Source organism: Nocardioides sp. S5, assembly GCF_017310035.1.
Taxonomy (GTDB): Bacteria; Actinomycetota; Actinomycetes; order Propionibacteriales; family Nocardioidaceae; genus Nocardioides.
The window spans coordinates 4161402-4186588 of record NZ_CP022296.1; the positions used below are offsets into that span (position 1 = coordinate 4161402).

Genomic DNA, 25187 nt, shown 5'->3' on the forward strand with positions numbered 1-25187 from the left:
GCGCCCCCGCGAAACACGCACGCTGGCTACGGTTGTGGGACCCGCAGTCCGACGGAAGGCCCCCGCGTGATCATCGAGCGTGACCTCACGCCCTACGTCGTCTACTCAGGCGACCCGGTGCTGCGGGCCCTGGAGAAGATCACCGCCAACAAGGCACGGGTGATCTTCCTCGTCGACTCCCACGGCCACCTCGACGGCGTGCTGTCCGACGGCGACTTCCGCCGGTGGGTCAGCGGTGCCGCGAGCCTGACGGTCGACGTCCCGGCGCTCGAGGCAGCCAACACCTCGCCGCGCAGCCTGCCGATCGGCAGCACCCCCGCCGAGATCAGCCACGCCTTCGGTTCCGGCATCGACCACGTCGCGCTCGTCGACGACCGCGGCCACCTGGTCGCGATCGCGATCAACCGCGCCGACGAGCTGCGCATCGGGCGCCACGTCGTCGCCCCCGATGCCCCGGCACTGCTGATCTCCGAGATCGGCATCAACCACCAGGGCGACGTGTCGCTGGCCAAGCAGCTCGTCGACCTGTCGGTCGGGGCGGGTGCCGACATCGTGAAGTTCCAGCTGCGCGACATGGAGTCGGTCTACCGCCAGGGCACGTCCGGCTCGGGCGGGGAGGACCTCGGTCCGCAGTACACCCTCGACCTCCTCGCGAAGTACGACCTCGGCGCCGACGGCCTCTTCGAGGTCTTCGACCACTGCCGCGAGGTCGGCATCGACGTCATGTGCACCGCCTGGGACCCGGTCAGCGTGGACCGCCTCGTCGACTACGGCATCCCCTCGCTCAAGGTCGCCTCGGCCGACATGACCAACCACGCGCTGCTGCGCCACATGGCCGCCAGCGGCACGCCGATGGTGATCTCCACCGGCATGTCCACCGAGGGCGAGATCCGCGAGACCGTCGACGTCGTCCGCAGCACCGGGGTCGCCCACGCCTTCCTGCACTGCCAGTCGACCTACCCGGCGCCCTTCAAGGACATCAACCTCGCCTACCTGACGCGACTCGCCGAGCTCACCCAGGCGCCGGTCGGCTACTCCGGGCACGAGCGCGGCTTCCACGTGCCGGTCGCAGCCGTGGCACTCGGCGCGCGCATCATCGAGAAGCACTTCACCGTCGACCGCGGGCTCGAGGGCAACGACCACAAGGTCAGCCTGCTGCCGGACGAGTTCAAGGAGATGGTGCAGCGGGTCCGCGAGGTCGAGGAGGCGCTGGGCACCAACGCTCCCCGTGCGGTCTCAACCGGCGAGATGATGAACCGTGTCAATCTCGCCAAGTCGCTCGTCGCGACGCGCCGGATCGAGGTCGGCGAGACGCTCGCGCCGGCCGACATCGACATCAAGAGCCCCGGCCGCGGCCTCCAGCCCAACGCCTACGACAAGCTGGTGGGCCGCACCACCGCCCGCACCCTCGACCCGGGTGACTTCTTCTACGCCACCGACCTCGGAGACGCCGCCCCGCGCGGGCGCGACTACTCCTTCCGCCGCCCGTGGGGACTGGCCGTGCGCTACCACGACATCGACGCGATGACGAAGGACACCACCCCCGACTTCCTCGAGTTCCACTTCTCCTACAAGGACCTCGACCTCCCCGTCGCCGACGTGTTCTCGACGTACGCCGGCGGGCTGCCGATGGGCTTCACCACCCACTCCCCCGACCTCTTCGCCGGCGACTTCCTGCTCAACCTCGCTTCCGAGGACGACGCCCACTGGGAGCGCTCGATCCGCGAGCTCCAGCGCGTCGTCGACACCACCCGAGAGATGCAGCAGCACTTCACCAGGGGCGCCGACGCGAGGGCCGACAGCGCCGGACCGGTCATCGTGGCCAGCCTCGGCGGGTTCACGACCGACGCCTTCGTCGCGCCGGCGGAGCGCGCGCAGATGTACGCCCGGGTGGCTGCGGGCCTCGCCCGCGTCGACGACTCCGGCGTACGCCTCTGCGCGCAGACGCTGCCGCCCTACCCGTGGTACATGGGTGGCCAGCTCTACTGCAACCTCTTCGTGGACCCCCGTGACACTGCTGCCTTCGCCGAGGAGCACGACCGCCGGCTGTGCTTCGACGTGTCGCACTCCAAGCTGTCGGCCAACTACCTCGGCATGTCGTTCGCGGAGGCCACCGACCTGCTCGCGCCCCACACCGAGCACCTCCACCTCGTCGACGCCACGGGCGTCGACGGCGAGGGCGTGCAGGTCGGCGACGGCGAGGTCGACTGGGCCGTGCTGGCCCAGCAGCTCGACGAGATGGCGCCCGGGGTGAGCTTCATCCCCGAGATCTGGCAGGGCCACGTCAACGACGGCGAGGGCTTCTGGATCGCCCTGGAGCGGTTGGAGCAATGGTTCTGAGGGCAACCCCCGCGCCGACGGCGCTCTGGGTGGTCCCGGTCAGCGACCTGGCCGGGGTGGCCCGCCACGTCCTCGACGTGGCCCGCGCGGGCATCCCGGGCTGGCGTCTCGTCGTGCTCGCCCCGCCGGGGGCGCTGCCCGAACGACTGCGTGACCTCGGCGCGACGGTCGTCGAGGCGCCCTTCGGCCCCGACCACGGGCTGCGTGCGTCCGTGGTCTCGCTGCGCGAGGTCGTACGCCGCGAGCGGCCCGCCGTCGTGCACAGCCACCTGTCCTACGCCGACATCGTCGTCGCCCTCGCCGCTGGTCGGGGGCCGCGACTCGTCACCACCGAGCACGGCATCGCCCGTGACGACGTGGTCTACCACCGCTCCGGGGCCAAGGCGCGGGCGATGGCGGGGGTCCACACCTTGCGGCTGCGGCGCTTCGCGTCGGCGATCGCGGTCAGCCGCGCCACCGCCGACGCGATGCGCGCGAAGTGGCACCCGCGGGTGCCGGTCACGGTGGTCCCCAACGGGGTGGACGCCGTGGCACCTCGACCATCGAGGGCGCCGGGGCTGCGCATCCTGTCGCTGGCCCGGCTGTCGCCCGAGAAGCGGCTGCCCGCGCTGGTCGACGGCTTCGCCGAGCTGCACCGGTCACGTCCCGGGGCCCGGCTCACGCTGGCCGGGACCGGTCCCGAGCAGGACGCGCTCGCCGCGCAGGTGGCGCGGCTCGGGCTGGGCGACGTCGTCGCGATGCCCGGCTTCGTCGACCCGGAGGCCGCGATGGCCGAGCACGACGTGCTCGCCATGCTGTCGGTCTGGGAGAACTGCTCCTACGCCCTGCTCGACGCCGCCGCGCGCGGCATGGGCGTCGTGGCCAGCGACGTCGGCGGCAACCCCGAGATCCTCCCGCCCACCTCGCTGGTCAGTGCCGACGACGCCGTCGCGGTGGCCGCTGCCCTCGAGCGCCAGGGCCTCGACCTGACGACGAGGCCCGGCCTCGACGGCTGGCCGGGCGTGGACGACATGTGTGCGCAGATCGCGACGACGTACGCCGACGCCGGGGGCGGGCGATGAGTCGCACCGACTCCCCGTGGGAGCTCCCCGACCGCACCCTCGCGAAGGCCGAGCAGGCCGACCGCGAGATCCGGATGTCGGACTTCACGCTCATGGCGCTGCTGCCGCTCCGCACGCTCGAGGTCTCGGGCTACCCGATCAACGAGTTCGCGATGGCCGGTCTGGTCGGTCTGTGCCTCTTCAGGCCCGCCCGCGGCGGGGCGCGGCTGCCGGCGCTCGTGGTGATCGTCCTCGGAGCGCTTCTCGCCCTGCTGCTCTTCTCCGGCGTGACCAACCAGGTGGAGTGGACCCGTCGCATCGGTCACGTCGGGATCCTCGCCGGCCTCATCTGGGCGGGGGGCACGGGACGGCTGTCCCTGCGGTCGGTGGGCGCCGGGCTGGCCACCGGACTCATCGCAGTGATCGCCCTGGCGATCGTCGGTGTCGGCGGCAACACCTATGCCGGCCGGCTCACCGGGTACCTCGGCGACCCCAACGCCGGCGCCTTCTTCATCGCTGTCCTCGGCACACTGGCCATCTTCTTGTGCGACGATCGGGCGAAGGTGCGCATGGCCGTGGCTGTGCCGATCATGGTCGGCCTGGCCCTGTGCTTCTCGCGCACAGGGCTCCTGGCGGGCGCCTTCGTCGCGGTCTGGCTGCTGCTCGGTCGGCGGCTCGGCACCTTCGGCGGAGCCGCCATGGCCGCCGGCCTGGTCTGGGTGGTCGACAACATCCCGGAAAGCCTCACCACCGTCGGGCCCTTCTCCGACCGCTCCGGCAGCGACAAGCTGCGCCAGCGGATCATCAACCAGGAGCAGGTCGAGCTGGCGGCGGCTCCGTGGTTTGGCAACGGCCCCGGCACCGCAACGGTCAAGGTCCGCGACCTCGAGTTCTTCTTCCACAACAGCTACCTCGCGACACGGCAGGAGGGCGGCTGGGGGGCGCTCCTCCTCGTGCTGGCGCTCCTCGCCTTCGCGTTCCTCCAGCTCTCGCGTCAGTCACGAGAGGGGGATCTCGTGGCGGCGGGAATCCAGGGATCGATCATCGGTGTCGTTGTGATGGCGATCACCCTGGGAGAGGTGCTCCTCGACACACCCATGGCCATTGCTGTCGCACTTGCCTTGGGCCATCAGCTGAAGTCGCAGTCCGAGGTACCAGTAGATGGCTGAACATGTCGTCCTTGCTGCCAACAATCCGGACCTCGGCGGTGGTGAGCTCATGCTCCTCAGACATGCAGAGGTGTTGGTGGACCTGGGCCATCGAGTGACTGTGGTGTCTGCCGACCAACCCAGCGAGGTCCTCGACTCTGCGGCGGCCGCTGGTGCCGACGCCGTGGCGATCCGGTCCGACGGTCGCCGCGACTACCTCCGCGCATTGCGAGCATGGGACCGGGATGCCCGTCGCGGGATCCTCTGGTGCCACGGGCTGGTGCCGTCGTTGGCCACGTCCGGCCATCCCGACCGGATCGTGCACCTCCACCAGGATCCGCGCGGCCGAGCCCAGCGCCTCGCAGCAGCCGTCGCCCGGCGAGGGGCACTTGCCACCCTCGTTCCTTCGTCCGACATGTCGAGGCGGATCCGAGGCAGCCGCAGCCACGCCAACTGGACCGCGGAGCTTCCCGTGCTGGTCGGCGACGGCGCTCGATCCCAGGATGTGGGCTACCTCGGCCGGATCTCCACGGACAAGGGCGTCGATGTCCTCGCCCGCGCCATGAAGCACCTGGAACCGACAGCTCGCCTGGTCCTCGGCGGCGACTCGCGCTACGTCAGCGACGAAGACCTACGCGCCGTCGAGGAAGACCTCACACGTCTCGGTCCTCGAGTGGTTCGGCTCGGACACGTCACGCCGGCTGATCTCTTCGCCCAGGTCGGCGTCGTCGTGTTTCCCAGCGTCTGGCCAGAGCCGTTCGGCCTCGTCGCCGCCGAGGCGATGGCCGCCGGCGTCCCCTACGTCGTCTCCGACGCGGGCGCGCTGCCCGAGGTCGCGGGCCCCGAGCACCCTTGGGTCGCCCGGGCCGGTGACGTTGACGACCTCGCCGCCGTCGTCACGCGCGCGCTCGCCGCCACCCCGGAGGAGGTGCGCCTCGTGACCGACCGGGCGCGGCAGCGGTGGGAGGACGAGTTCTCCCCCCGGGCCGGCCGGATGCGGGTGGAGCGGTTGCTGACGGACCTGGGGGTCGGATGAGCACGCGCGCGCACGTGGCGATCGCCCACGACTACCTCACCCAACGCGGCGGAGCCGAGCGCGTGGTGCTGAGCCTGATGCGCGCCTTCCCCGAGGCACCGGTGCACACCACCCTCTACGACCCCGACGGCACCTACCCCGACTTCGCCGGCGCCGACATCCGCACCTCGCCCCTCAACCGCATCGGCGCCTTCCGGCGCGACCACCGCCTCGCGCTGCCGCTCCTCGCCCCTGCGGCCTCCCGGATGCGGGTCGACGCCGACGTCGTCGTCGCCTCCAGCAGCGGTTGGGCGCACGGCTTCGACGCCCCCGGACGGACGGTCGTCTACTGCCACAACCCGGCCCGCTGGCTCTACCAGACCGACGAGTACCTCGGCGGCACCGCGTGGCGCTCCCCGCTCGGCCCGCCCCTGCTCGCGATGCGGCCGATCCTCAAGCGCTGGGACCGCGACCGGGCCGCGCAGGTGGACGTCTACCTCGCCAACAGCCGCGTGGTGCAGCAGCGGATCGCGATGACGTACGGTCGCGACGCCGAGCTGCTGCCGCCGCCCCACGGCATGGACGCCTCCGCGTCCCGCGAGCCGGTGCCCGAGCTCGCGGGCTGGGACCCCGGCTACGCGCTCGTGGTCTCGCGGCTGCTGCCCTACAAGAACGTCGACGCGGTGATCGAGGCCGTACGCGGCACCGGCCGGCGCCTCGTCGTCGTCGGGCGCGGCCCCGAGGAGGCACGGCTGCGTGCCACGCTGCCGGCGAACGTGCGCCTGCTCGGCGGGCTCAGCGACGCCCAGCTCCGTGCGGTGTACGCCGACGCGGACGTGCTCGTCGCGGCCAGCCACGAGGACTTCGGCCTGACGCCGCTCGAGGCGGCGGCCTTCGGCGTCCCGTCGGTCGCGCTGCGTGGCGGCGGCTTCCTGGAGACCGTCGTCGAGGGCGAGACGGGGCTCTTCTTCGACAGCCCCGAGCCCGAGCTCATCACTGCCGCGCTCGAGAAGTCCGAGCACCACGGCTGGGACCCTGACAGACTCACGAAGCGGGCCGAGGAGTTCGGCGAGGCCCGCTTCATCGACCGGATCCGCTCGATCGCACTGCGGCAGGACAGGGGGAAGTGACGTGCGCCCCGAAGGCATCCGCCTGCTCCCCTGGCTGATCGGCGCCATCGACCTGGTGATGATCACCACGGCCACGGCCATGGCGATCCGGTTCCGACTGACGCTGCCCATCTTCGACACCGCCGGTGACGTCCTGGAGAACACGGTCCTGGCGAGCGGGTTCTTCGTCGCCACCTGGCTGGTGATGCTGTCGATCTTCGGGACCTACGAGCGCCACGTCTTCGGCGCAGGCACCGAGGAGTTCAAGCTCGTCGTCAACGCCTCCTTCTTCACCGCGGCGCTGGTCGCGACGATGGCCTTCCTCATGCAGTACCCCCTCTCCCGCGGGTTCTTCGTCCTCCTCTTCCCGATCGGCGTGCTGCTGCTGCTCGTCGGGCGCCTCATCTCGCGACGGATCATCCAGCGCCTGCGCAGCGCCGGGCACTTCAACGAGACGGTCCTGCTCGTCGGCACGCCGGGCTACATCGGCGAGATCAACACCGTCCTCACCCGCGAGTCGTGGCTCGGCTACCGGGTCATGGGCTGCCTCGTGCCCAGCGACTACGCCGGGCTCGAGCGCACCTCGAGCGGCATCCCCGTCCTCGGTCACAGCGAGGACGTGCGGGCGGTCGTCGACGAGCTGTCGCCCGACATCGTCTTCTTCACCGCCGGCGCGGTCAGCAGCTCCACCGCCCTGCGCCGCCTGGCCTGGGACCTCGAGGACCACGCCAATGTGCAGATCATCGTCGCTCCCAACGTCACCGACGTCTCCAGCGAACGGGTCCGGATCCGACCGGTGGCCGGCTTGCCGCTCATGCACCTGGGCCGCTCGCGCTCGCAGCTGGCCACCAACGACGCCAAGCGGGCCTTCGACGTCGTGGGAGCGATCGTCATCCTCGCCCTCGTCTGGCCGCTGCTGGCCTTCCTGATGATCTGGGTGAAGCGCCACGACGGCGGCCCGGCGCTCTTCCGCCAGACCCGCGTCGGGCGCGAGGGAGCGGAGTTCACCTGCCTCAAGCTGCGCTCCATGTCCATCGACGCCGAGCAGCGCCTCGCCGACCTCGACCCGCGCGCCGACCACGTCCTCTTCAAGTCGACCACCGACCCGCGCGTCACGCGGCCCGGGCGCTTCATCCGCCGCTTCTCGCTCGACGAGCTGCCCCAGCTCTGGAACGTCGTACGCGGCGAGATGAGCCTCGTCGGCCCGCGCCCGCCGCTGCCCTCGGAGGTGGAGAGGTACGAGGACGACATGCTGCGCCGGCTCAACGTGCTCCCGGGCATGACCGGCCTCTGGCAGGTCTCCGGGCGCTCGGACCTCTCGTGGGAGGACACCGTGCGCCTCGACCTCTACTACGTCGACAACTGGTCGATGGTCCAGGACCTGCTGATCCTGGCGCGCACCGTCACCGCCGTGCTGGCCAGCCGCGGGGCGTACTGACCCTGTCCCCGGTGGAGATCAGGACTTCGCGGCCTTCTCCTGCGCGGCCGCCTTCGCGGTCTTCGACTCTGCCTTCGCCTCCGCCTTCGACTCGGCCTTCGACTCGGCCTTCGCCTCGGCCTTGGCCTGCTTGCGCCGTCGGCCCTTGCCAGCGGTGGAGTAGGCCTCGCGGGAGGCGTACTCCGCCTTGTAGCCGCCGTAGCCCCCGTAGCTGCCATAGCCACCGCCGTAGGCGATCGCCGCGGCACCCTTGACCGGCGCCTTGTTGAGCACGACGCCGAGCAGGCGGCTGCCGACCTGGTCCAGGATGCGGCGGCACTGCTGGCTCTGCTCGATCTGCGTCTTGCCGGCCGCCTGCACCAGCAGGGCGCCGTCGCAGAAGGCCGACAGCAGGCCCGCGTCGGTGACCGGCAGCAGCGGCGGGGCGTCGAGGATCACGAGGTAGTCGACGGAGAGCTCGTCGACGAACTGCTTCATCCGCAGCGAGCCGAGCAGCTCGCTCGGGTTGGGCGGGATGCGGCCGGCCGGCAGCAGGCTCAGGTTGGCCATGCCGGACTCGACGATGACGTCGCGCACGTCGACGTCGCCGGCCAGCGCCTGGGTCAGGCCGACGGCACCGTCGACCTCGAAGGTGGTCGCGATCATCGGGCGACGCAGGTCGGCGTCGATCAGCAGCACCGGGGTGCCGGCCTGGGCGACCAGGCGGGCGATGTTGGAGGAGACCGTCGACTTGCCCTCGCCGGCCAGCGCGGAGGTGACCACGATGCGCCGGGGCTCGTTGTCGACGTCGACGAAGCGCAGGTTGGTGCGCAGCTGGCGGAACGCCTCGGCCGCCCGGCCCAGGTCGCCGCGCACCCCGCGGTGGACGCGGCCCAACGCGTCATCCTTCGGGATGACCCCCAGCACGGAGGCGCCGGTGGCGTCCTCGACGTGCTTGGCCGAGCGGACGCGGCGGTCGATCAGGCGGCGACCGACGAGGAAGGCGTAGGCGAGCGCGAGGCCGCCGATGGCGCCCTTCATCGCGGCGCCGCGGTAGTCGGGGGTGAACGGCGCGCCCGGCAGCTGCGCCTCCTCGAGCGGGATGATCCGCGTGAGCGGGGGCTCACGGGGGTTCTCCTCGCCGGTCTCGATCTGCTGCGCGACCACGACGACCGCGTCGACGACGGCGTTGGCGAGGTCGCGCGCCTCCTCGGGCGTGCTGCCGATGGCCGAGACGGTGAGGGAGTTGACGTCGGCGTCGACCGAGGCCGAGAAGCGGCCCGCGATCGCGCTGGGCGGGATGGCCAGGTCGAGGTCCTCCACGACCTGCTCGGCCACCGGGGTCTTGGAGACGAGGAAGGCGTAGAGGTTCGCCTTGTCCTCGGCGAGCTGGGCGTTGCCCTGCTCCTCACCGGCCGTGGTGGCCTGGCCGACACGCACCAGGCCGGACGACGTGGCGGAGTAGAGCACCGGGTCCCGCGTCGTCTTGCCGATCATCAGGAGGGCGCCGAGGATCGTGCAGCCGACCAGCACCCACACGTAGGCGCGGCTCAGCCGAACGAAGTCCCCGAACGTCATGCTCGCGAGTGTAGGCCGCGGGCCGTCGCCGCCCGGTCGATTCAGCGACACTCGCCGCGCCGGGGCTGGCACGATGGCCGCATGAGCGAGGAGTCGGACGTGCGGGCCGCGCCTATCGCCGCTCGCGTCCACCTCGCGCACGCCGTCGTGCAGAAGCTCGCCGACGACGCCGGCATCGACCTGCTCCACCTCAAGGGACCGGCCGTCCTGCCGGGACTGCGCGCCGAGGGACGCCACTCCAGCGACGTCGACGTCCTGGTGCGCCCCAGCCACCTCTCCAGGCTGGTCGCCGCGGTGGAGTCGGTCGGCTTCGAGCAGCGCACCGGCTTCGCCACCGGGTCCGTCTTCGCCCACGCCGCCAACTGGTGGCACGACGACTGGGGCTGGGTGGACGTGCACGTGAGCTGGCCCGGGGTCACCGTCGACGCCGAGCAGGCTTTCGACGTCCTCGCCCGCGACCGCGTCGTACGCCCCATCGCCCACCGCGACTGCCACGTGCCTGACCGCACCGCACAGCGGCTGATCCTCGTGCTGCACTCCGCCCGCTCGGGCGGCACCGCCGACCTCGACCACGCGTGGAGCGGCGCGGAGCCCCACGAGCAGGACGCCGTACGCGCCCTCGCCGCCGAGCTGCACGCCGAGGTCGCGCTCGCCGCCGGCATCGGCGAGCTGGAGCTGCACCGCGACGACCCGACCTACCTGCTCTGGCGCCACGTCACGCAGGGCGGGAGCCGGCTCGACGAGTGGCGCGCCCGCCTGGCCGCGGCGACCACGGTGCGGGCCAAGGCCGAGCTGCTGACCGCGGCGATGCGGGTCAATCGCGACCACCTGCGCATGGAGCTCGGTCGCGCCCCGACGCGCACGGAGGTCCGCGCCCGGCAGCGGCTGAGGGTGCGGCGCGCGGTCACCGAGCTGTCGAGCCGGATGAGGCGCACGTGAGCGAGCACCACTACCGCATCGCCGACGACATCGCGTGGGTGAGCGAGGAGGACCTCGACGGGGGCGAGGTGCCGACGGCCTACCTCACCCGCCTGCCCAAGGGCCCGCCGATCCTGCTCGAGGGATCGGGGTGCGTCGTGTGGCTGGCGCTCGCCGAGGGCGGCACGCTGGCCGAGATCACCGCCGCCGCCGCTTCGATGACCGAGGCCGCGCCGGAGGAGATCAGCGAGGACGTGGCCACCCTGGTCGACCAGCTCGTCGTGATCGGTGTCGTCTGCGAAGAGTGAGCGCGAGGGCGCCGAACGCGCCGAGCGCCGCGCCGACGGTGTTGGCGACGACGTCGTCCACACTGCCGATCCGCTCGAGCAGCCACTGCGCCTGCACGACCTCGATGGCCGCCGAGCACAGCCCCGCCACCAGCACCGCGGCCCACCACTTCCACCGCAGCAGCGTCACCAGCAGCGCGCCCACCGGCACGAAGAGCACCATGTTGAGCAGCACGCCGTAGTGGTGCGGCAGCGCCCATCCCGGCGCGATCGGCCAGTCGTAGCGGAAGAACGTGTAGCACCGCACGGTCAGGTCGTTGAGGTCCTCGCCCCAGGGCCCCGCCACCAGCACCCCGAGCCCGACGGCGTACGCCACCGACGCGACCACCAGCATCCGGTGATCGCGCATCCAGCCCACGCCGCCACCCTAGAGTGGGCGCCGTGAGCACACAGGCAGGTCCGCCGGCCGTGGTGGTGGCGGCCCTCGGTGTGCCGATCGGGATCCCCGTCACCGGCGCCGCCGCCGATCGCCTCCGCGGGCAGTGGAGCCGCGCGCTCACCGACGCCGCGCCCGTGACGGTGGTCGACCTCACGGACCTGACCGACAACGGGACCGACGACGTCGCCCACGACTACGCCATCACCTCGCGCGTCACGATGGCCGCGCTCGAGGCCACCGCCGGGCGACGCATCAACCTCCACGCCGGCGCCGTCGCCGACCCCGAGGGCCGCGCCCTCGCGCTGGTCGGGGCGTCGGGGACCGGCAAGACCACCGCCGTACGCCAGCTGGCCGGGCGCCTGGGCTACCTCACCGACGAGACCACCTCCGTCGACGACACCCTGGCCGTGCACTCCCACCCCAAGCCGCTGTCCGTCATCCCCGACGGCGGCTCGCCGCACCTCAAGCAGTCGCTGTCGCCCGACGAGCTCGGCCTCGTGCAGCCGCCCGCGCAGGCCCGGCTGCACCGCATCGTGCTGCTGCACCGCGGTGAGGACGACGACGGCCTGGTGCCGCTCGCGCCCGCCCACGCCATCGCCGAGATGGTGACCCAGAGCTCCTCGCTGGCCCTCCTCGAGCACCCGATCCTGCGCCTGGCCGACACGCTCGACGCCTGCGGCGGCGCCTGGGCGCTGCACTACCGCGAGTTCGCCGACTGGATCGACGACCTCGTCCACCTGCTCGACGTCGAGGGCCAGCCGCCCGCCCCGCGGCTGCACCACCCCGGCGTCGCCGACGTACCCGCCCCGCCGGGCGACAGCTGGACCCGCGCCCCGTGGCGCGACGCGGTGGAGTACGACGACGAGCTGGTGCTGATGGTCGACGACCGGGTCCACGTGCTCGCCGGGCTCGGGGTGCTGATCTGGCTGGCGCTCGAGGTGCCCTGCTCGGCCGGCGAGCTCGTCGCCCGCGCCCGGGAGCTCTGGGGCGAGCACCCCGACGCCCCCGGGCTGGTCTCCGACGCGCTCGCTCTCATGACCGAGGAGGGGATGATCGCCCCGCCGCTCTCGTGGCCGGTGGTGTGAGGTCGGGGGTCCTTGGCCGTCGCGTTCCCCGGGCTCCCTGGGTCGGGTCGCGATCCCCGGGCTCCCTGGTCGGGTCGCGATCCCCGGGTACCCGGGGAAAGTGGAGCCTCCACCCCGAAACTTCGGGGGTGAGGCTCCAGCTTGGCACCGGAACCTTGGGCGCAGGTCGCCGACTTCGGGCCCGCGGGCGCCGCCGGTAACGTGCGTCACATGACCGCACGCCGCCAGCTGCCCACCGACGAGGCCCGCGACCTGCTCGCCCTCACGCGCGAGATCGCGACCAAGGAGCTCGCGCCGCGGTCCGCGGAGGCGGAGGCCACCGAGACGTTCCCGCGCGAGGTCTTCCGCATGCTCGGCCAGGCCGGCCTGCTGTCACTGCCCTACCCCGAGGAGGTCGGTGGCGGCGACCAGCCCTACGAGGTCTACCTCCAGGTGCTCGAGGAGATCGGATCCGTGTGGTCCTCGGTCGGCGTCGGCGTGTCCGTCCACGCGCTCTCGTGCTTCGGCCTCGCCGAGTTCGGCACCGAGGAGCAGAAGGCGCGGTGGCTGCCCGACATGCTCGGCGGCGACCTGCTCGGCGCCTACTGTCTCTCCGAGCCGCACGCGGGCTCCGACCCCGCGGCGATGCGTACGACCGCACGTCGCGACGGCGACTCCTACGTCCTGAACGGCGCGAAGGCCTGGACGACCCACGGCGGCCACGCCGACTTCTACAAGGTGATGGCGCGGACCTCCGACGACCGCAACGGCATCTCCTGCTTCCTGGTGCCGGCCGACGCCGAGGGTCTGTCCGCCGACCCGCCGGAGCGGAAGATGGGCCTGACCGGCTCGGCCACCGCGACCATGCGCTTCGACGACGTACGCATCGACGCCGACCGCCTCCTCGGCAACGAGGGTGACGGCCTGCGGATCGCGCTCGCCGGTCTCGACTCCGGCCGCCTCGGCATCGCCGCCGTGGCCGTCGGGCTCGCCCAGGGCGCCCTCGACTCCGCGGTGGCGTACGCCCGGGAGCGCGAGACGTTCGGCTCTCGGATCATCGACCACCAGGGCCTGGCCTTCGTGCTCGCGGACATGGAGGCCGCGATCGTCTCCGCCCGCGCGACGATGCTGCACACCGCGCGCCTCAAGGACGCAGGGCTGCCCTTCTCCCGCGAGGCGTCGGTCGCCAAGCTCGTCGCCACCGACAACGCCATGAAGGTCACCACCGACGCCGTGCAGGTCCTCGGGGGCTACGGCTACACCCGCGACTTCCCCGTCGAGCGCTACATGCGCGAGGCGAAGGTGATGCAGATCTTCGAGGGGACCAACCAGATCCAGCGGATGGTCATCTCCCGCTCGCTGGCGAAGGACAACGCCGGCGCCATCGGCTGAGGCGGGGCTGGGGGGTCGCGATCCCCGGGTACCCGGGGAAACTGGAGCCTCCACCTCGAAACTTCGCGGGCAAGGCTCCAGTTTGGGCCCAGAAGCTCGGCCACAGGGCGTCGTCGAGCCGCCCCCACGCCACCCGTTTGTCCACAGGCGCCAGATCGCGGGGTTCGGGACCCTGGCCGCCGGGCAGTTGGCGTACATGTCCACCTCCGACCTCATCGACCTCACTGGCGTCGTCGTGCTCCGGCGCGAGCTCCTCGACTCCGGCTACACGGACCGCCAGATCCGCACGATGGTCAAGAGCGGCGAGCTGCACCGAGTGCGGCACGGCAGCTACTGCGACGCGACGCTGTGGGACTCCCTCGGCCCCGCCGACCGTCACCGCGTCCTCGCGCGTGCCGTCCTCGCACGAGCCCATCCCACCACCGTGCTCACCCACGTGTCGTCGGCGATCGAGCAGGGGGCACCGGTGTGGGGTCACGACCTCACGAAGGTCCACACCACCCGCACCGATGGCCGCGCCGGGCGCAAGGAGTGCGACCGGGTGCAGCACGCCGGCTCGATGCCGAAGTACCACGTCAAGGTGATCAACGGTGTGCCTGTCTCCCTCGCCACGCGTTGCGCCGTTGAGATGACGACCGTCTCCACCGTGGAGTCTGCGCTGATCACCGTCGACGGCCTGCTCCATGCCGGGCTGACGACGACGAGCGGCGTACGCCAGTTCGCCCACCGCACCCGATGGTGGCCCAACAGCCTGCGCACCAACGTCGTGCTGCGCCTGGCGGACGGGCGGCGGGAGTCGGCGGGTGAGTCGCGTACGGCGTACTTCTTCTACAGCCAGGGGCTGCTCAGGCCCGAGCCACAGGTCTGGATTCTCGACGAGCGCGGCGCGCGGTTCGCGCGGGTGGACTTCGCGTGGGTCGAGCTCGGGGTGTTCCTGGAGTTCGACGGCAGGATCAAGTACGAGCTCCATCGGCGGCCCGGCGAGACGCTCGAGGAGTTCCTGCTGCGGGAGAAAGAACGCGAGGAGCGCATCTGCCAGCTCACCGGCTGGGTCTGCATCCGCATCACGTGGGCCCAGCTCGGGGCGCCCCAACAGCTCGGGGCGCGGATCCGCAAGATCCTCGAGTCACGGAGCAGGGCCGCCTGAGCGCTCGCGCGTACGGGCTCATTGCCCCAAACTGGAGCCTCCACCCCGAAGTTTCGGAGGCGAACCTCCAGTTTCCCCGGGTACCCGGGGAACGCGACGCGAACGCGACGCAAGCCCCCACCCCGAAGGCGGTTGTCGCCCTCCACCCGGCGAGCAAGCGTGGAGCCATGTCCAAGCGAATCGCATTCCTGACCGCATCCGAGGGCGTCGAGGAGGTCGAGCTCACGAAGCCGTGGCAGGCCGCCGTCGACGCCGGCCACACCGCCGAGCTCCTCTCGCTCGACGAGGACGAGGTCCAGCTCTTCCAGCACCTCGACAAGTCGAGCACCCAGCGCGTCGACCGGCGCGTGGCCGACGTGGCCGTCGCCGACTACGACGCGCTCGTCCTGCCCGGCGGCGTCGCCAACCCCGACGCCCTGCGCATGGACGAGGAGGCCGTGGCCTTCATCCGTGACTTCGTCGACTCGGGCAAGCCGGTCGCGGCGATCTGCCACGCGGCCTGGACCCTCGTCGAGGCCGACCGCGTGCAGGGCAAGCGGGTCGCGAGCTGGCCGAGCCTGCAGACCGACATCCGCAACGGTGGCGGCGAGTGGGTGGACGAGGAGGTCGTCGTCGACGGCAACCTCATCACCAGCCGCAACCCCGACGACATCCCGGCCTTTTCGAAGGCCCTGCTGGACGCGCTCGACGGCTGATCCGTCTCAGGGCGGACCCCGGGTGTGGCGGCGGTCACAGCGATTGTGCATCCTGAATGGAAGCGCTCTCACACCCGGAAGGTCCCCCCATGTCCCATCCGCTTCCGCACCCCCGCCGACCTCGTCGTACGCCGCTGCGCGCGGCCCTGACGGCCCTCGCCCTGACCGTGGTCGGGCTGACGGCCCCGACCATCGCCCCGAGCACGGCCGCGCCGGCACCCGCGCCGGCCGCTTCCGACGACACCGAGCCTGACCTCGGCAAGCGCGTCCTGGTCTTCGACCCGTCGATGCCGGTCGCGCAGATCCGCAAGCGGGCCGACGCGATCTGGCAGCAGCAGGTCGACGCCGAGATGTCCGGCCAGCGCTGGAGCTTGCTGTTCAAGCCCGGCACCTATGGCACCGCGACCGAGCCGCTGCAGATCAAGGTCGGCTACTACACCGAGGTCGCCGGTCTCGGCGCGAGCCCGTCCGACGTGGTCATCAACGGCAAGGTCGAGGTCTACAACCGCTGTCTCACCGACGGCCCGTTCCAGCCCTACTGCGTGGCGCTCAACAACTTCTGGCGCTCGCTGTCCAACCTGACGATCGACGTCAACGGCAGGGGCCAGGACGGCTGCCGCGCGACGGCGAACTTCTGGGGGACCTCGCAGGCCTCCTCCCTGCGCCGCGTCGACGTCCGCGGCGGCACCCTGTCGCTGATGGACTACTGCGGCCAGGGCCCGCAGTACGCCAGCGGCGGCTACCTCGCGGACTCCCGAGCGGGCACCGTCGTCAACGGCTCCCAGCAGCAGTGGCTCACCCGCAACAGCGAGGTCGGCGAGTGGTCGAACGCCGTCTGGAATCAGGTCTTCGCCGGCACGATCGGCGCCCCGTCCGAAGCCGGGTTCCCGACTCCGCCCTACACCACGCTCGACCGCACCCCGCTCAGCCGTGAGAAGCCCTTCCTCCACATCGGTGACGACGGCGCCTGGCAGGTGCGAGTGCCGGACGCACGCACCGACTCCCGCGGCATCTCGTGGGCCGACGGCGCGACCGCGGGCCGCAACCTCCCGCTGTCCTCCTTCCACATCGCCAACCCCAACCAGCCGGCGCACGTCCTGGCGCGCGCCCTCGAGCGCGGCCGCAACCTGCTGCTCACCCCAGGGGTCTACGCAATCGACCGCAGCCTGGTCGTCGACCACGACGACGCGGTGGTCCTCGGCATGGGCCAGGCGACCCTGAAGGCGGTCGGTGGCTCCACCCCGGTCGTCGTACGCCCGGGAGTGGAGGGCGTCGTGCTCGCGGGCATCACCGTCGACGCGGGCTCCCAGCTCTCCGACAGCCTCGTCCACATCCAGGGCGACGGCTCGTCGACCGACACCGCGAGCGCCACTCCCAGCACCACGCTCAACGACGTCTACATCCGGGTCGGCGGCCCTTACGTCGGCAAGGCCGACGTGTCGCTGCGCGTCGACGCCGACGACGTGCTCATCGACCACGCGTGGGTGTGGCGCGCCGACCACGGCATCGAGGGCTTCACGGCCGGCGAGAGCGGTGACACCGACCGCTGGAACACCAACATCGGTCGCGTCGGGGTCGTCGTGGACGGTGACCGCGTGAGCGCCACCGGGCTCTTCGTCGAGCACTACCAGGAGCACAACACCATCTGGAACGGCGAGGACGGCCACGTCGTGCTCTACCAGAACGAGCTCCCCTACGACCCGCCCACGCAGGCCGACTGGACCCGACCCGACGGCACGCTCGGCTGGGCGGGCTTCAAGGTCGGCGACGACGTGCAGCGCCACCAGCTGTTCGGCGGCGGGGTCTACGCCTTCAACCGCAACAACGAGGACATCATCACCGAGAGCGGGTTCGAGGTGCCCGAGCGGGCCGGGGTGCGACTGCACCACCTCCTCACGGTCAACCTGAGCGGGCCGGGCATCGTCAGGCACGTCGTCAACGACACCGGGACGCAGGTGGACAGCACCAACACGAGCTCGCCGAGCTACGTCGTGGACTTCCCCGCTCCCTGAGCAGGGATCACTCCACCAGCCAGCGTCCCAGCAGCGTCCCGTCCTGCTCCAGCAACAGGGCGGGACGCAGCGCGACCTCCACCTCCGCGCCGGTGGCGATGCGTACGGCGTCGCCGCCGGTGAGGGCGGGCACGATCGTCCAGCACAGCTCGTCGACGACCTCGGCGGCGAGCAGGTCGGCGAACAACGACGGCCCGCCCTCGCACAGCTGCTCGGTCCAGCCCCGCTCGGCGAGCGTGGCCTTCAGCAGGGGCAGGTCGATCTCGTCCTCGCCCAGCACGAGCACGTGCTCCTCCCCCAGCTCCTCGCGGACCTTCTCCAGCCCGCCGGCCGAGGCCACCGTCGCCATCAGGATCCGCCCGCGCGGGGCGTCGGCCAGCGTCGGCGGCAGGTCGGCCGAGCGGCTCACGACCACCAGCGGGATCGACGGGACGTCGTACCCCTCGTCGCGCAGCGTGCCGGCGCCGACCACCAGGCAGTCGGCCCGCCTGCGCAGCGCGTCGAAGACCCGCTTGTCGGCGTCGTTGTTGATGCTCTTGCTGACCCCGTCCGAGCCCTGCGCGGCACCGTCGACGGTGCTCACGAAGTTGACCCGGAGCCACGGCTCCCGTGACGGCGTGTACGCCGCCGCCAGCTCGTCGTCGGACAGGTCGGACAGCCGCTGCAGCTCGAGGGATTCGCTCACCGCTTCATCCTGCCCCCTACCCTTTCAGGCGTGATCACCCTGGCGGACCTGGCAGCGCTCCAGAACGACCACGGCGCGGCCTGGGACCTCCCGGTGGCACCGGTCGTCCTCGACGGTCCGCGTGGCCGCGTCGTCATCGGTGACGGTCCGCTGACCCTGATGGGCTGCGTGAACCTCTCGCGCGACTCGACCTACCGCGAGAGCGTGGCCACCAGCCCGGCCGACGCGGTCCGGATGGGCCGGATCCAGGTCGCGCAGGGCGCGGGGGTCATCGACCTTGGCGCCGAGTCCAGCAACGCCACGGCTGCGCGGGTCTCCGCCGACGACCAGGTCGCCAGCCTGGTGCCGGCGGTGAAGGGCCTGGCCGACGAGGCGGTCGTGTCGGTCGAGACCTACGAGCCCGAGGTCGTGCGCGCCTGCCTCGACGCCGGGGCCCGCATCCTCAACATGACCGGCCGCCAGCACGAGGACGAGATGCTCGCGCTCGCCGCGGAGTACGACGCCGCTGTCGTCATGTGCTTCGGCGAGACCGCCAACGTCCGCGAGATCGCCGACGTCCCGCCCGACGCCGACCCGATGCCGGTGCTGCTCGACCACTTCGCGCCGCGGATCGCGCACGCCCGCTCGCTCGGCGTCGACAAGGTCGTCGTCGACCCCGGCATGGGCTTCTACTACGGCAACCTCGTCGACCCGCCCACCCGCGCCCGCCACCAGGCCCGGGTGCTCGCCCAGGTCTTCCGCCTGCGCCCCCTCGGCGTACCCGTCTGCAACGCGGTGCCGCACTCCTACGACATCTTCGGCGACGAGTTCCGCAAGGCCGAGGGCTTCTACGGCGTCTTCGCCGCGCTCGGCGGGACGCACCTGCTGCGCACGCACGAGGTGCCGCACCTGCGCTCGGTGCTCCGGGGCGTCACCGAGCTCGCGGTGCGCTGACCAGCCTCACCCGGCGAACCCGCGCGGGTTCTGCTCCTGCCAGCGCCACGCGTCGGCGGCCATCTCGTCGATCGTCTTCTTCGTGCGCCAGCCCAGCTCGGCGTTGGCCCTGGACGGGTCGGCGTACGACGTCGCCACGTCACCGGGACGACGGGCCACGACCTCGTAGGGCAGCTCGCGGCCCACGGCCCGCTCGAAGGCGTGCAGCAGCTCGAGCACGCTGGTGCCGTGGCCGGAGCCGAGGTTCCAGGTGTTGACGCTCTCGGTCGTGGTGGTGAGCGCCTCGAGCGCGGCCACGTGGCCGGCCGCGAGGTCCTCGACGTGGATGTAGTCGCGCACGCCGGTGCCGTCGACGGTGTCGTAGTCGTCGCCGAAGACCGACAGCTTCTCGCGCTTGCCCACCGCGACCTGCGCGATGAAGGGCATCAGGTTGTTGGGCTTGCCCGTGGGGTCCTCGCCGATCGTGCCGGACTCGTGCGCGCCGACGGGGTTGAAGTAGCGCAGCAGCGCGACGCGCATGTCCGGGTCCGCAGCGGCGACGTCGCGCAGGATCTGCTCCTGCATCACCTTGGTCCAGCCGTAGGGGTTGGTCGCGAAGGTCGGCTGGTCCTCGGTCGCGCCGGCCTGGTCGGTGCCGTAGACGGTGGCGCTGGAGGAGAAGACGAGCTTGTGCACGCCGTGCTTCTGCATCGCCCGCACCAGCGAGAAGGTCGAGCCGAGGTTGTTCTCGTAGTAGTCGAGCGGCTTCTCCACGCTCTCGCCGACGGCCTTGTAGCCGGCGAAGTGGATGACGGCGTCGAAGTCCTCGGCGGCGAAGAGGTGCTCGGTCTTGTCGTGGTCGCACAGGTCGAAGGAGTGCGTCGGCAGGCTGGTGCCGGTGAGGGACTCCATCCGACCCAGCACCACCGGGTGCGAGTTGCTGAAGTTGTCGACGATGACGACGTCGTGACCGGCGGCGACGAGCTGGATGACGGTGTGCGAGCCGATGTAGCCGGCGCCTCCGCTGACGAGGATCTTCATGCGCTCACCCTAACGACAGCAGGCTTTGACAGACTGTGCGCATGCCCAGCGCTCTCATCACCGGAATCACCGGCCAGGACGGCCTCTACCTCGCCGAGCTCCTCCTCGAGAAGGGGTACGAGGTCCACGGCCTGATCCGCGGCCAGAACAACCCCCGTCGCGAGCTGGTCGAGAAGGTCGTCCCCGACGTCCGGCTCCACAACGGTGACCTGACCGACCTGTCCAGCCTGATGCGCGCGATGCGCGACTCCCAGCCCGACGAGGTCTACAACCTCGGCGCGATCTCCTTCGTCGCCTACTCGTGGGAGAACGCGTTCGTCACCAGCGACGTGACCGGCATGGGCGTGCTCAACATGCTCGAGGCCGTACGCCTCCACGCCGGCGACGACCCGTCGTCGATCCGCTTCTACCAGGCCTCGAGCTCGGAGATGTTCGGCAAGGTGCAGGAGGTGCCCCAGTCGGAGAGCACCCTGCTCTGGCCCCGCTCGCCCTACGGCGTGAGCAAGGTCTACGGCCACTACATGACCATCAACTACCGCGAGTCCTACGGCATGCACGCCTCCTCGGGCATCCTGTTCAACCACGAGTCGCCGCGCCGCGGGCCCGAGTTCGTGACCCGCAAGATCAGCCAGGCCGTCGCGCGGATCCACCTCGGACAGCAGGACTCGATGGCGCTGGGCAACCTCGACGCGCAGCGCGACTGGGGCTACGCCGGCGACTACGTCGAGGCGATGTGGCGCATGCTCCAGCAGGACGAGGCCGACGACTACGTCATCGCCACCGGCGAGACGCACTCGATCCGCGACTTCCTCGACCTCGCCTTCGCCCACGTCGGCATCGACGACTGGACCAAGCACGTCACGCAGGACCCGCGCTTCATGCGTCCCGCCGAGGTCGAGCTGCTCATCGGCGACGCCTCGAAGGCCAAGGACAAGCTCGGCTGGACGCCCACGGTGTCGTTCCCCGAGCTCGTCGCGATGATGGTCGACAGCGACATCGCGGCGGTCAAGGCGGGCTGGTGACCGCTCGGGCGCTCATCACCGGCATCGGCGGCCAGGACGGCACCTACCTCGCGGAGCGCCTCGTCGGCGAGGGCATGGAGGTGCACGCCCTCGTGCTGTCCGCCGACGGCCCCCCGGCGCACTGCCCGGACGACGTCGTCCTCCACACCGGTGACCTCGGCGACCTGGTGGCGACCCGCGAGCTGGTGCGCGACGTCGCGCCGACCGAGGTCTACAACCTCGCCGCGATCAGCTCGGTCGCGCAGTCGTGGGACGAGCCGGACCTCACCGCCCACGTCAACGGCCAGGCGGCCGTCGCGCTGATGGAGTCGGCGCGGCTCGTGGGCGACGTACGCCTCGTGCAGGCCTCCAGCGCCGAGATCTTCGGCGAGCCGGCCGAGTCGCCGCAGACCGAGTCGACGCCGGTCGCGCCGCTCAACCCGTACGGCGCCGCGAAGGCCTTCGCGCACCTCTCCGCCCGCGTCTTCCGCCAGCGCGGCCTCCACGTGTCGAGCGCGATCCTCTACAACCACGAGTCACCGCGCCGCCACGAGCGCTTCGTGACGCGCAAGATCACCTCGACGGTGGCCGCGATCGCCCGCGGCGACGCCGACGAGCTGGTGCTCGGCAACCTCGACGCGCGTCGCGACTGGGGCTGGGCGCCCGACTACGTCGACGCGATGGTGCGCGCCGCGCGGGCCGACGAACCGTCCGACTACGTCGTCGCGACCGGGCGCGCCCACTCCGTGCGCGAGTTCGTCGCCGCCGCCTTCGCGGCAGCCGGCGTCGCGGAGTGGGAGCACCTCGTGCGCCAGGACCAGGCGTTCTTCCGACCCGCCGACCCGACCGAGCTGGTGGGCGATGCGTCGAAGGCCCGCGAGGTCCTCGGCTGGGCGCCGACGGTCGGCTTCGAGGAGATCGTGGCGCGGATGGTCGCCGCCGACCTCACGTAGTCGCTGGTCGAGGTGCGAGGAGCGCCAGCGACGAGCCTCGACACCTGCCACGTCCGAGGTTCACGTCCCAACCTGGAGCTTCGCCCCCGAAACTTCGGGGTGGAGGCTCCAGTTTCCCCGGGTACCCGGGGAACGCGACCCCGGGGAACGCGACCCCGGGACCGACGAGCCCCCTCACCCGTGCTGCAGCAACCCGAGCAAGTACTCCCCGTAGCCGCTCTTGCGCAGCGGCTGCGCCCGCTCGACGAGCTCGTCGTCGGAGAGCCAGCCCATCCGCCAGGCGACCTCCTCGGGCGCGCCGACCTTGAAGCCCTGGCGGCCCTCGATGGTGCGCACGAAGTTGGAGGCGTCGTTGAGCGAGTCGAAGGTGCCGGTGTCGAGCCAGGCGGTGCCGCGCGGCAGCACCTCGACGTGGAGGCGCCCCTCCTCGAGGTAGCGGCGGTTGAGGTCGGTGATCTCGAGCTCGCCGCGCGCCGACGGCTCGAGCTCGGCGGCGTACTGCACCACGTCGTTGTCGTAGAAGTAGAGCCCCGGGACGGCGAAGTCGCTCTTGGGGTGCTCGGGCTTCTCCTCCAGCGACAGCGCACGGCCCTCGTCGTCGAACTCCACCACGCCGTACGCACGGGGGTCGGCGACGTGGTAGCCGAAGACGGCGGCGCCGTCGAGCTCGGAGAAGCGCAGCAGCTGGTGACCGAGACCGGAGCCGTAGAAGATGTTGTCGCCCAGGACGAGCGCGGAGCGCTGGTCGCCGATGTGGTCGGCGCCGATGATGAACGCCTGCGCCAGCCCGTCGGGCGAGGGCTGGACCGCGAAGGTCAGGTTGATCCCGAACTGCGACCCGTCCCCGAGCAGGCGGTGGAAGCCGTCGGCCTCGTGGGGGGTCGTGATGATCAGCACGTCCCGGATGCCGGCGAGCATCAGCGTGGACAGCGGGTAGTAGATCATCGGCTTGTCGTAGACCGGGACCAGCTGCTTGCTGATGCCCTGGGTGATGGGGTGCAGTCGCGAGCCGGTGCCACCGGCCAGGATGATTCCACGCATGCGCCCACCCTATTGTGGCCGCGGCGCTCGCTGCCGTACGGCACCATGTGAAGCGTGCCGTCCCCGCGTTCGTCCTCCACCCGACGGCTGGTGCGGCCCGCCACCGTCATCGGCGGCCTCTTCCTGCTCGTCGTCGTCCTGGTGCTGCTGGCGATTCCGTTCCTGAAGGCGCCCGGCAACGCCGAGGGCGCCCGCGCCGACCTCGAGGCCGCGCGCACCTCGCTCGCCGACGGCGACGTGGAGTCCGCCGAGGCCAGCATCGACAGCGCTCGGCGCCACGCCGACGAGGTGCAGGACGCGATGCAGGGCATCGGTGGCGACGTCTGGAGCCTCGTGCCCGTGGTCGGCGAGCCGGTCTCGGACGTACGCCACCTCGGCAACGCGCTCGACCACCTCACCGCCGCCGCGGAGCTCGCGGTCGAGGCGTGGCCGGCCGTCAACGGCGAGCAGGCGACGCTCTTCGGCGACCGCTCCGTCGACGTGCCGACCCTCAGGACGCTGGTGGGTGCGGTCGACGAGGCGAGCGTCCACCTCGACACCGCCCAGCTCGAGCTGCGCGAGGTCAACGACTCCGCCCTGGGCGTCGGCACCCGGCTGTCCGAGGCCCGCGACGAGGCCGCCGACGTGGTGGCCCCCCTGGCCGCCAGCGCCCGACAGGCCAAGCCGCTCGCTGCGGCGCTACCCGACCTGTTCGGCGCCGACGACGACCGCACCTACCTGCTGGCCCTGCTCAACCCGAGCGAGCAGCGCTTCTCCGGTGGCGCGCCGCTGACGCTCGCCCCGATGACCGTCAGCGACGGCCGGTTGACCATCGGCGAGGCGCGTGACACCACCGACGAGGAGCTCTACCGCGTGGGCCGCTGGGAGCGCGTGGAGGACAACCTGTTCCACAACGGCAAGCTGCGCCTGTCGACCTCGACGTACGCCCCCGACTGGTCTGTCTCGGGCGAGGAACTGCTGCGCGGCTGGGAGCGGATCGTGGGCGAGGAGACCGACGGCCTGATCGCCGTCGACGTGGTCGCGCTCGCCGACCTGCTGCGGGTCACCGGACCTGTCGACGTCCCGATCTACGGGCGCATCGACTCCTCCAACTTCACCCAGAAGATGGTCGGCGACTACGACGCCTTCCCCGACAACGAGGCCCGCCACGAGCTGAACCTCGCGCTGGTCCCGCTCTTCGCCGACCAGATCCTCGGCGCCGGCCAGGGCCTGGAGAAGATCGAGTCCCTGCGCGACTCCGCCCGCGGGCGCCACTTCGCGATGTGGATGCGCGATCCCGACGTGCAGGCGGCGGTGACCGACGTCGGGCTCTCCGGCGAGCTGTCCGCCACCGACCACGACTACATCGCCGTCTTCAACCAGAACACCAACCGCAGCAAGTCCGACTACTGGCAGCGCCGCACGGTGACGAGCGACGTCCGCCTGCGCGAGGACGGGTCGGCGGCAGTGACGCTCACCATCTCGGTCTTCAACGACTCCCCGCCCTACGCCAACCAGCTCTACGGCGACCCGCGCGGCGGCGCGGCCCGCACCCGCTGGAACGGCATGCGCCTGGGCGTCTTCCTGCCCGAGGGCGTCGAGGTCGACCGCGCCGTGGTCGCCGGTCGCGAGGTCGGCACCAAGGTCTTCGACTACTACGGACGCCCCTACAAGCTGCTCGGCATCACGCTCCCGCCGCGCGCGACCCGCGAGGCCGTCCTGGAGTACGTCGTCCCTGCCGCCGCGGTCGCGCGCGACGACGGCACGCTCACCTACCGCCTGGACGCCACGCCGCAGGGCATGGTCAATCCGCAGGCGCTGTCGGTCAGCGTGCAGTGGCCCGAGGGCTACGACGTCTCCGACCTCCCGGAGGGCTGGACCCGCTCCGGACCCGGCCGGGCGACGTACGACGCCCCCGAACTGGTCACCCAGCCCAGCTTCAGCATCACGGGCGTCAGGGCGCAGTAGTCCACC

22 protein-coding genes are annotated in these 25187 nt (G+C 71.5%); 17 read left to right on the forward strand and 5 right to left on the reverse strand.

The features are described 5' to 3' along the window. The first annotated feature begins 66 nt into the window (after positions 1–66). The 6 genes from CFI00_RS20580 (at position 67) to CFI00_RS20605 (ending at position 8090) form a co-directional block, all read left to right on the forward strand. A complete protein-coding gene (locus CFI00_RS20580) occupies positions 67–2340 on the forward strand; it encodes an N-acetylneuraminate synthase family protein (RefSeq protein ID WP_207082824.1) in 2274 nt (757 codons plus the stop codon). Further along, positions 2331–3401 (forward strand): glycosyltransferase family 4 protein, encoded by a 1071-nt coding sequence (locus CFI00_RS20585; RefSeq protein WP_207082825.1) that lies wholly within the window; start codon positions 2331–2333, stop codon positions 3399–3401. The genes CFI00_RS20580 and CFI00_RS20585 overlap by 10 nt, the downstream gene beginning before the upstream one ends. After that, on the forward strand, positions 3398–4549 hold the full coding sequence (locus CFI00_RS20590) for a hypothetical protein (RefSeq protein WP_207082826.1): 1152 nt from the start codon (positions 3398–3400) through the stop codon (positions 4547–4549). The genes CFI00_RS20585 and CFI00_RS20590 overlap by 4 nt, the downstream gene beginning before the upstream one ends. A gap of 103 nt (positions 4550–4652) precedes the next feature. Next, positions 4653–5564, forward strand: a complete 912-nt coding sequence (locus CFI00_RS20595) for a glycosyltransferase family 4 protein (protein ID WP_207082827.1) — start codon at positions 4653–4655, stop codon at positions 5562–5564. Further along, entirely contained in the window at positions 5561–6673 is a 1113-nt protein-coding gene (locus tag CFI00_RS20600) for a glycosyltransferase (RefSeq protein WP_207082828.1), read from the forward strand. Before CFI00_RS20595 ends, CFI00_RS20600 begins: the two co-directional genes overlap by 4 nt. A 1-nt stretch (position 6674) precedes the next feature. Then, positions 6675–8090 (forward strand): sugar transferase, encoded by a 1416-nt coding sequence (locus CFI00_RS20605; RefSeq protein WP_207082829.1) that lies wholly within the window; start codon positions 6675–6677, stop codon positions 8088–8090. Positions 8091–8108: 18 nt separating this feature from the next. On the opposite strand, the gene CFI00_RS20610 is transcribed toward CFI00_RS20605, so the two are convergent. Next, a complete protein-coding gene (locus CFI00_RS20610; RefSeq protein WP_207082830.1) occupies positions 8109–9647 on the reverse strand; it encodes a polysaccharide biosynthesis tyrosine autokinase in 1539 nt (512 codons plus the stop codon). 81 nt (positions 9648–9728) lie between these two features. Between CFI00_RS20610 and CFI00_RS20615 the strand changes: the two genes are divergently transcribed. Next, complete coding sequence (locus CFI00_RS20615; RefSeq protein ID WP_207082831.1) at positions 9729–10586, forward strand: nucleotidyltransferase family protein; 858 nt, start codon at positions 9729–9731, stop codon at positions 10584–10586. Then, complete coding sequence (locus CFI00_RS20620) at positions 10583–10873, forward strand: PqqD family peptide modification chaperone (protein WP_207082832.1); 291 nt, start codon at positions 10583–10585, stop codon at positions 10871–10873. Before CFI00_RS20615 ends, CFI00_RS20620 begins: the two co-directional genes overlap by 4 nt. Here the strand turns inward: CFI00_RS20620 and CFI00_RS20625 are convergent. Beyond that, entirely contained in the window at positions 10809–11261 is a 453-nt protein-coding gene (locus tag CFI00_RS20625) for a VanZ family protein (protein ID WP_242532917.1), read from the reverse strand. The genes CFI00_RS20620 and CFI00_RS20625 overlap by 65 nt on opposite strands. A 32-nt stretch (positions 11262–11293) precedes the next feature. Between CFI00_RS20625 and CFI00_RS20630 the strand changes: the two genes are divergently transcribed. The 5 genes from CFI00_RS20630 to CFI00_RS20650 all read left to right on the forward strand — a co-directional run bounded on the left by CFI00_RS20630 (position 11294) and on the right by CFI00_RS20650 (position 17601). Beyond that, entirely contained in the window at positions 11294–12376 is a 1083-nt protein-coding gene (locus CFI00_RS20630) for a hypothetical protein (protein WP_207082834.1), read from the forward strand. 210 nt (positions 12377–12586) lie between these two features. Continuing rightward, positions 12587–13747: an acyl-CoA dehydrogenase family protein gene (locus CFI00_RS20635; protein ID WP_207082835.1), complete on the forward strand. Its 1161-nt coding sequence runs from the start codon at positions 12587–12589 to the stop codon at positions 13745–13747. 196 nt (positions 13748–13943) lie between these two features. Next, a complete protein-coding gene (locus CFI00_RS20640) occupies positions 13944–14894 on the forward strand; it encodes a type IV toxin-antitoxin system AbiEi family antitoxin domain-containing protein (RefSeq protein WP_207082836.1) in 951 nt (316 codons plus the stop codon). 167 nt (positions 14895–15061) lie between these two features. Then, positions 15062–15589 carry a type 1 glutamine amidotransferase domain-containing protein gene (locus CFI00_RS20645; RefSeq protein ID WP_207082837.1) on the forward strand — a complete coding sequence of 176 codons (528 nt, stop codon included), beginning with the start codon at positions 15062–15064 and terminating at the stop codon, positions 15587–15589. Positions 15590–15678: 89 nt separating this feature from the next. Further along, positions 15679–17601: a glycosyl hydrolase family 28-related protein gene (locus CFI00_RS20650; RefSeq protein WP_207082838.1), complete on the forward strand. Its 1923-nt coding sequence runs from the start codon at positions 15679–15681 to the stop codon at positions 17599–17601. A gap of 7 nt (positions 17602–17608) precedes the next feature. On the opposite strand, the gene CFI00_RS20655 is transcribed toward CFI00_RS20650, so the two are convergent. Beyond that, positions 17609–18286, reverse strand: coding sequence for a dihydrofolate reductase family protein (locus tag CFI00_RS20655; RefSeq protein ID WP_242532535.1), 678 nt, complete (start codon positions 18284–18286; stop codon positions 17609–17611). A gap of 30 nt (positions 18287–18316) precedes the next feature. Between CFI00_RS20655 and CFI00_RS20660 the strand changes: the two genes are divergently transcribed. Next, positions 18317–19219: a dihydropteroate synthase gene (locus CFI00_RS20660; RefSeq protein WP_207082839.1), complete on the forward strand. Its 903-nt coding sequence runs from the start codon at positions 18317–18319 to the stop codon at positions 19217–19219. Positions 19220–19225: 6 nt separating this feature from the next. On the opposite strand, the gene galE is transcribed toward CFI00_RS20660, so the two are convergent. Then, a complete protein-coding gene (gene galE, locus CFI00_RS20665) occupies positions 19226–20239 on the reverse strand; it encodes a UDP-glucose 4-epimerase GalE (protein ID WP_207082840.1) in 1014 nt (337 codons plus the stop codon). A 41-nt stretch (positions 20240–20280) separates the two neighbouring features. Here galE and gmd point away from each other — a divergent pair, with 41 nt between their 5' ends. Together gmd and CFI00_RS20675 are read left to right on the forward strand one after the other, a co-directional pair. Further along, positions 20281–21261 carry a GDP-mannose 4,6-dehydratase gene (gene gmd / locus CFI00_RS20670; protein WP_207082841.1) on the forward strand — a complete coding sequence of 327 codons (981 nt, stop codon included), beginning with the start codon at positions 20281–20283 and terminating at the stop codon, positions 21259–21261. Continuing rightward, positions 21258–22193: a GDP-mannose 4,6-dehydratase gene (locus CFI00_RS20675; RefSeq protein WP_242532536.1), complete on the forward strand. Its 936-nt coding sequence runs from the start codon at positions 21258–21260 to the stop codon at positions 22191–22193. The genes gmd and CFI00_RS20675 overlap by 4 nt, the downstream gene beginning before the upstream one ends. Positions 22194–22367: 174 nt before the next feature. Here CFI00_RS20675 and rfbA read toward each other — a convergent pair whose 3' ends face one another. Beyond that, positions 22368–23234 carry a glucose-1-phosphate thymidylyltransferase RfbA gene (gene rfbA / locus CFI00_RS20680; RefSeq protein ID WP_207082842.1) on the reverse strand — a complete coding sequence of 289 codons (867 nt, stop codon included), beginning with the start codon at positions 23232–23234 and terminating at the stop codon, positions 22368–22370. Between the two features lie 54 nt (positions 23235–23288). Between rfbA and CFI00_RS20685 the strand changes: the two genes are divergently transcribed. Next, positions 23289–25181: a DUF4012 domain-containing protein gene (locus CFI00_RS20685; protein WP_207082843.1), complete on the forward strand. Its 1893-nt coding sequence runs from the start codon at positions 23289–23291 to the stop codon at positions 25179–25181. Positions 25182–25187: the final 6 nt, after the last annotated feature.

Coding starts and splice junctions, on each gene's coding strand:
- CFI00_RS20650 (WP_207082838.1), top strand. CDS start 15,679: ATGTCCCATCCGCTTCCGCACCCCCGCCGACCTCGTCGTACGCCGCTG.
- CFI00_RS20615 (WP_207082831.1), top strand. CDS start 9,729: ATGAGCGAGGAGTCGGACGTGCGGGCCGCGCCTATCGCCGCTCGCGTC.
- CFI00_RS20610 (WP_207082830.1), bottom strand. CDS start 9,647: ATGACGTTCGGGGACTTCGTTCGGCTGAGCCGCGCCTACGTGTGGGTG.
- rfbA (WP_207082842.1), bottom strand. CDS start 23,234: ATGCGTGGAATCATCCTGGCCGGTGGCACCGGCTCGCGACTGCACCCC.
- CFI00_RS20600 (WP_207082828.1), top strand. CDS start 5,561: ATGAGCACGCGCGCGCACGTGGCGATCGCCCACGACTACCTCACCCAA.
- gmd (WP_207082841.1), top strand. CDS start 20,281: ATGCCCAGCGCTCTCATCACCGGAATCACCGGCCAGGACGGCCTCTAC.
- CFI00_RS20635 (WP_207082835.1), top strand. CDS start 12,587: ATGACCGCACGCCGCCAGCTGCCCACCGACGAGGCCCGCGACCTGCTC.
- galE (WP_207082840.1), bottom strand. CDS start 20,239: ATGAAGATCCTCGTCAGCGGAGGCGCCGGCTACATCGGCTCGCACACC.
- CFI00_RS20590 (WP_207082826.1), top strand. CDS start 3,398: ATGAGTCGCACCGACTCCCCGTGGGAGCTCCCCGACCGCACCCTCGCG.
- CFI00_RS20585 (WP_207082825.1), top strand. CDS start 2,331: ATGGTTCTGAGGGCAACCCCCGCGCCGACGGCGCTCTGGGTGGTCCCG.
- CFI00_RS20640 (WP_207082836.1), top strand. CDS start 13,944: ATGTCCACCTCCGACCTCATCGACCTCACTGGCGTCGTCGTGCTCCGG.
- CFI00_RS20645 (WP_207082837.1), top strand. CDS start 15,062: ATGTCCAAGCGAATCGCATTCCTGACCGCATCCGAGGGCGTCGAGGAG.
- CFI00_RS20625 (WP_242532917.1), bottom strand. CDS start 11,261: ATGCGCGATCACCGGATGCTGGTGGTCGCGTCGGTGGCGTACGCCGTC.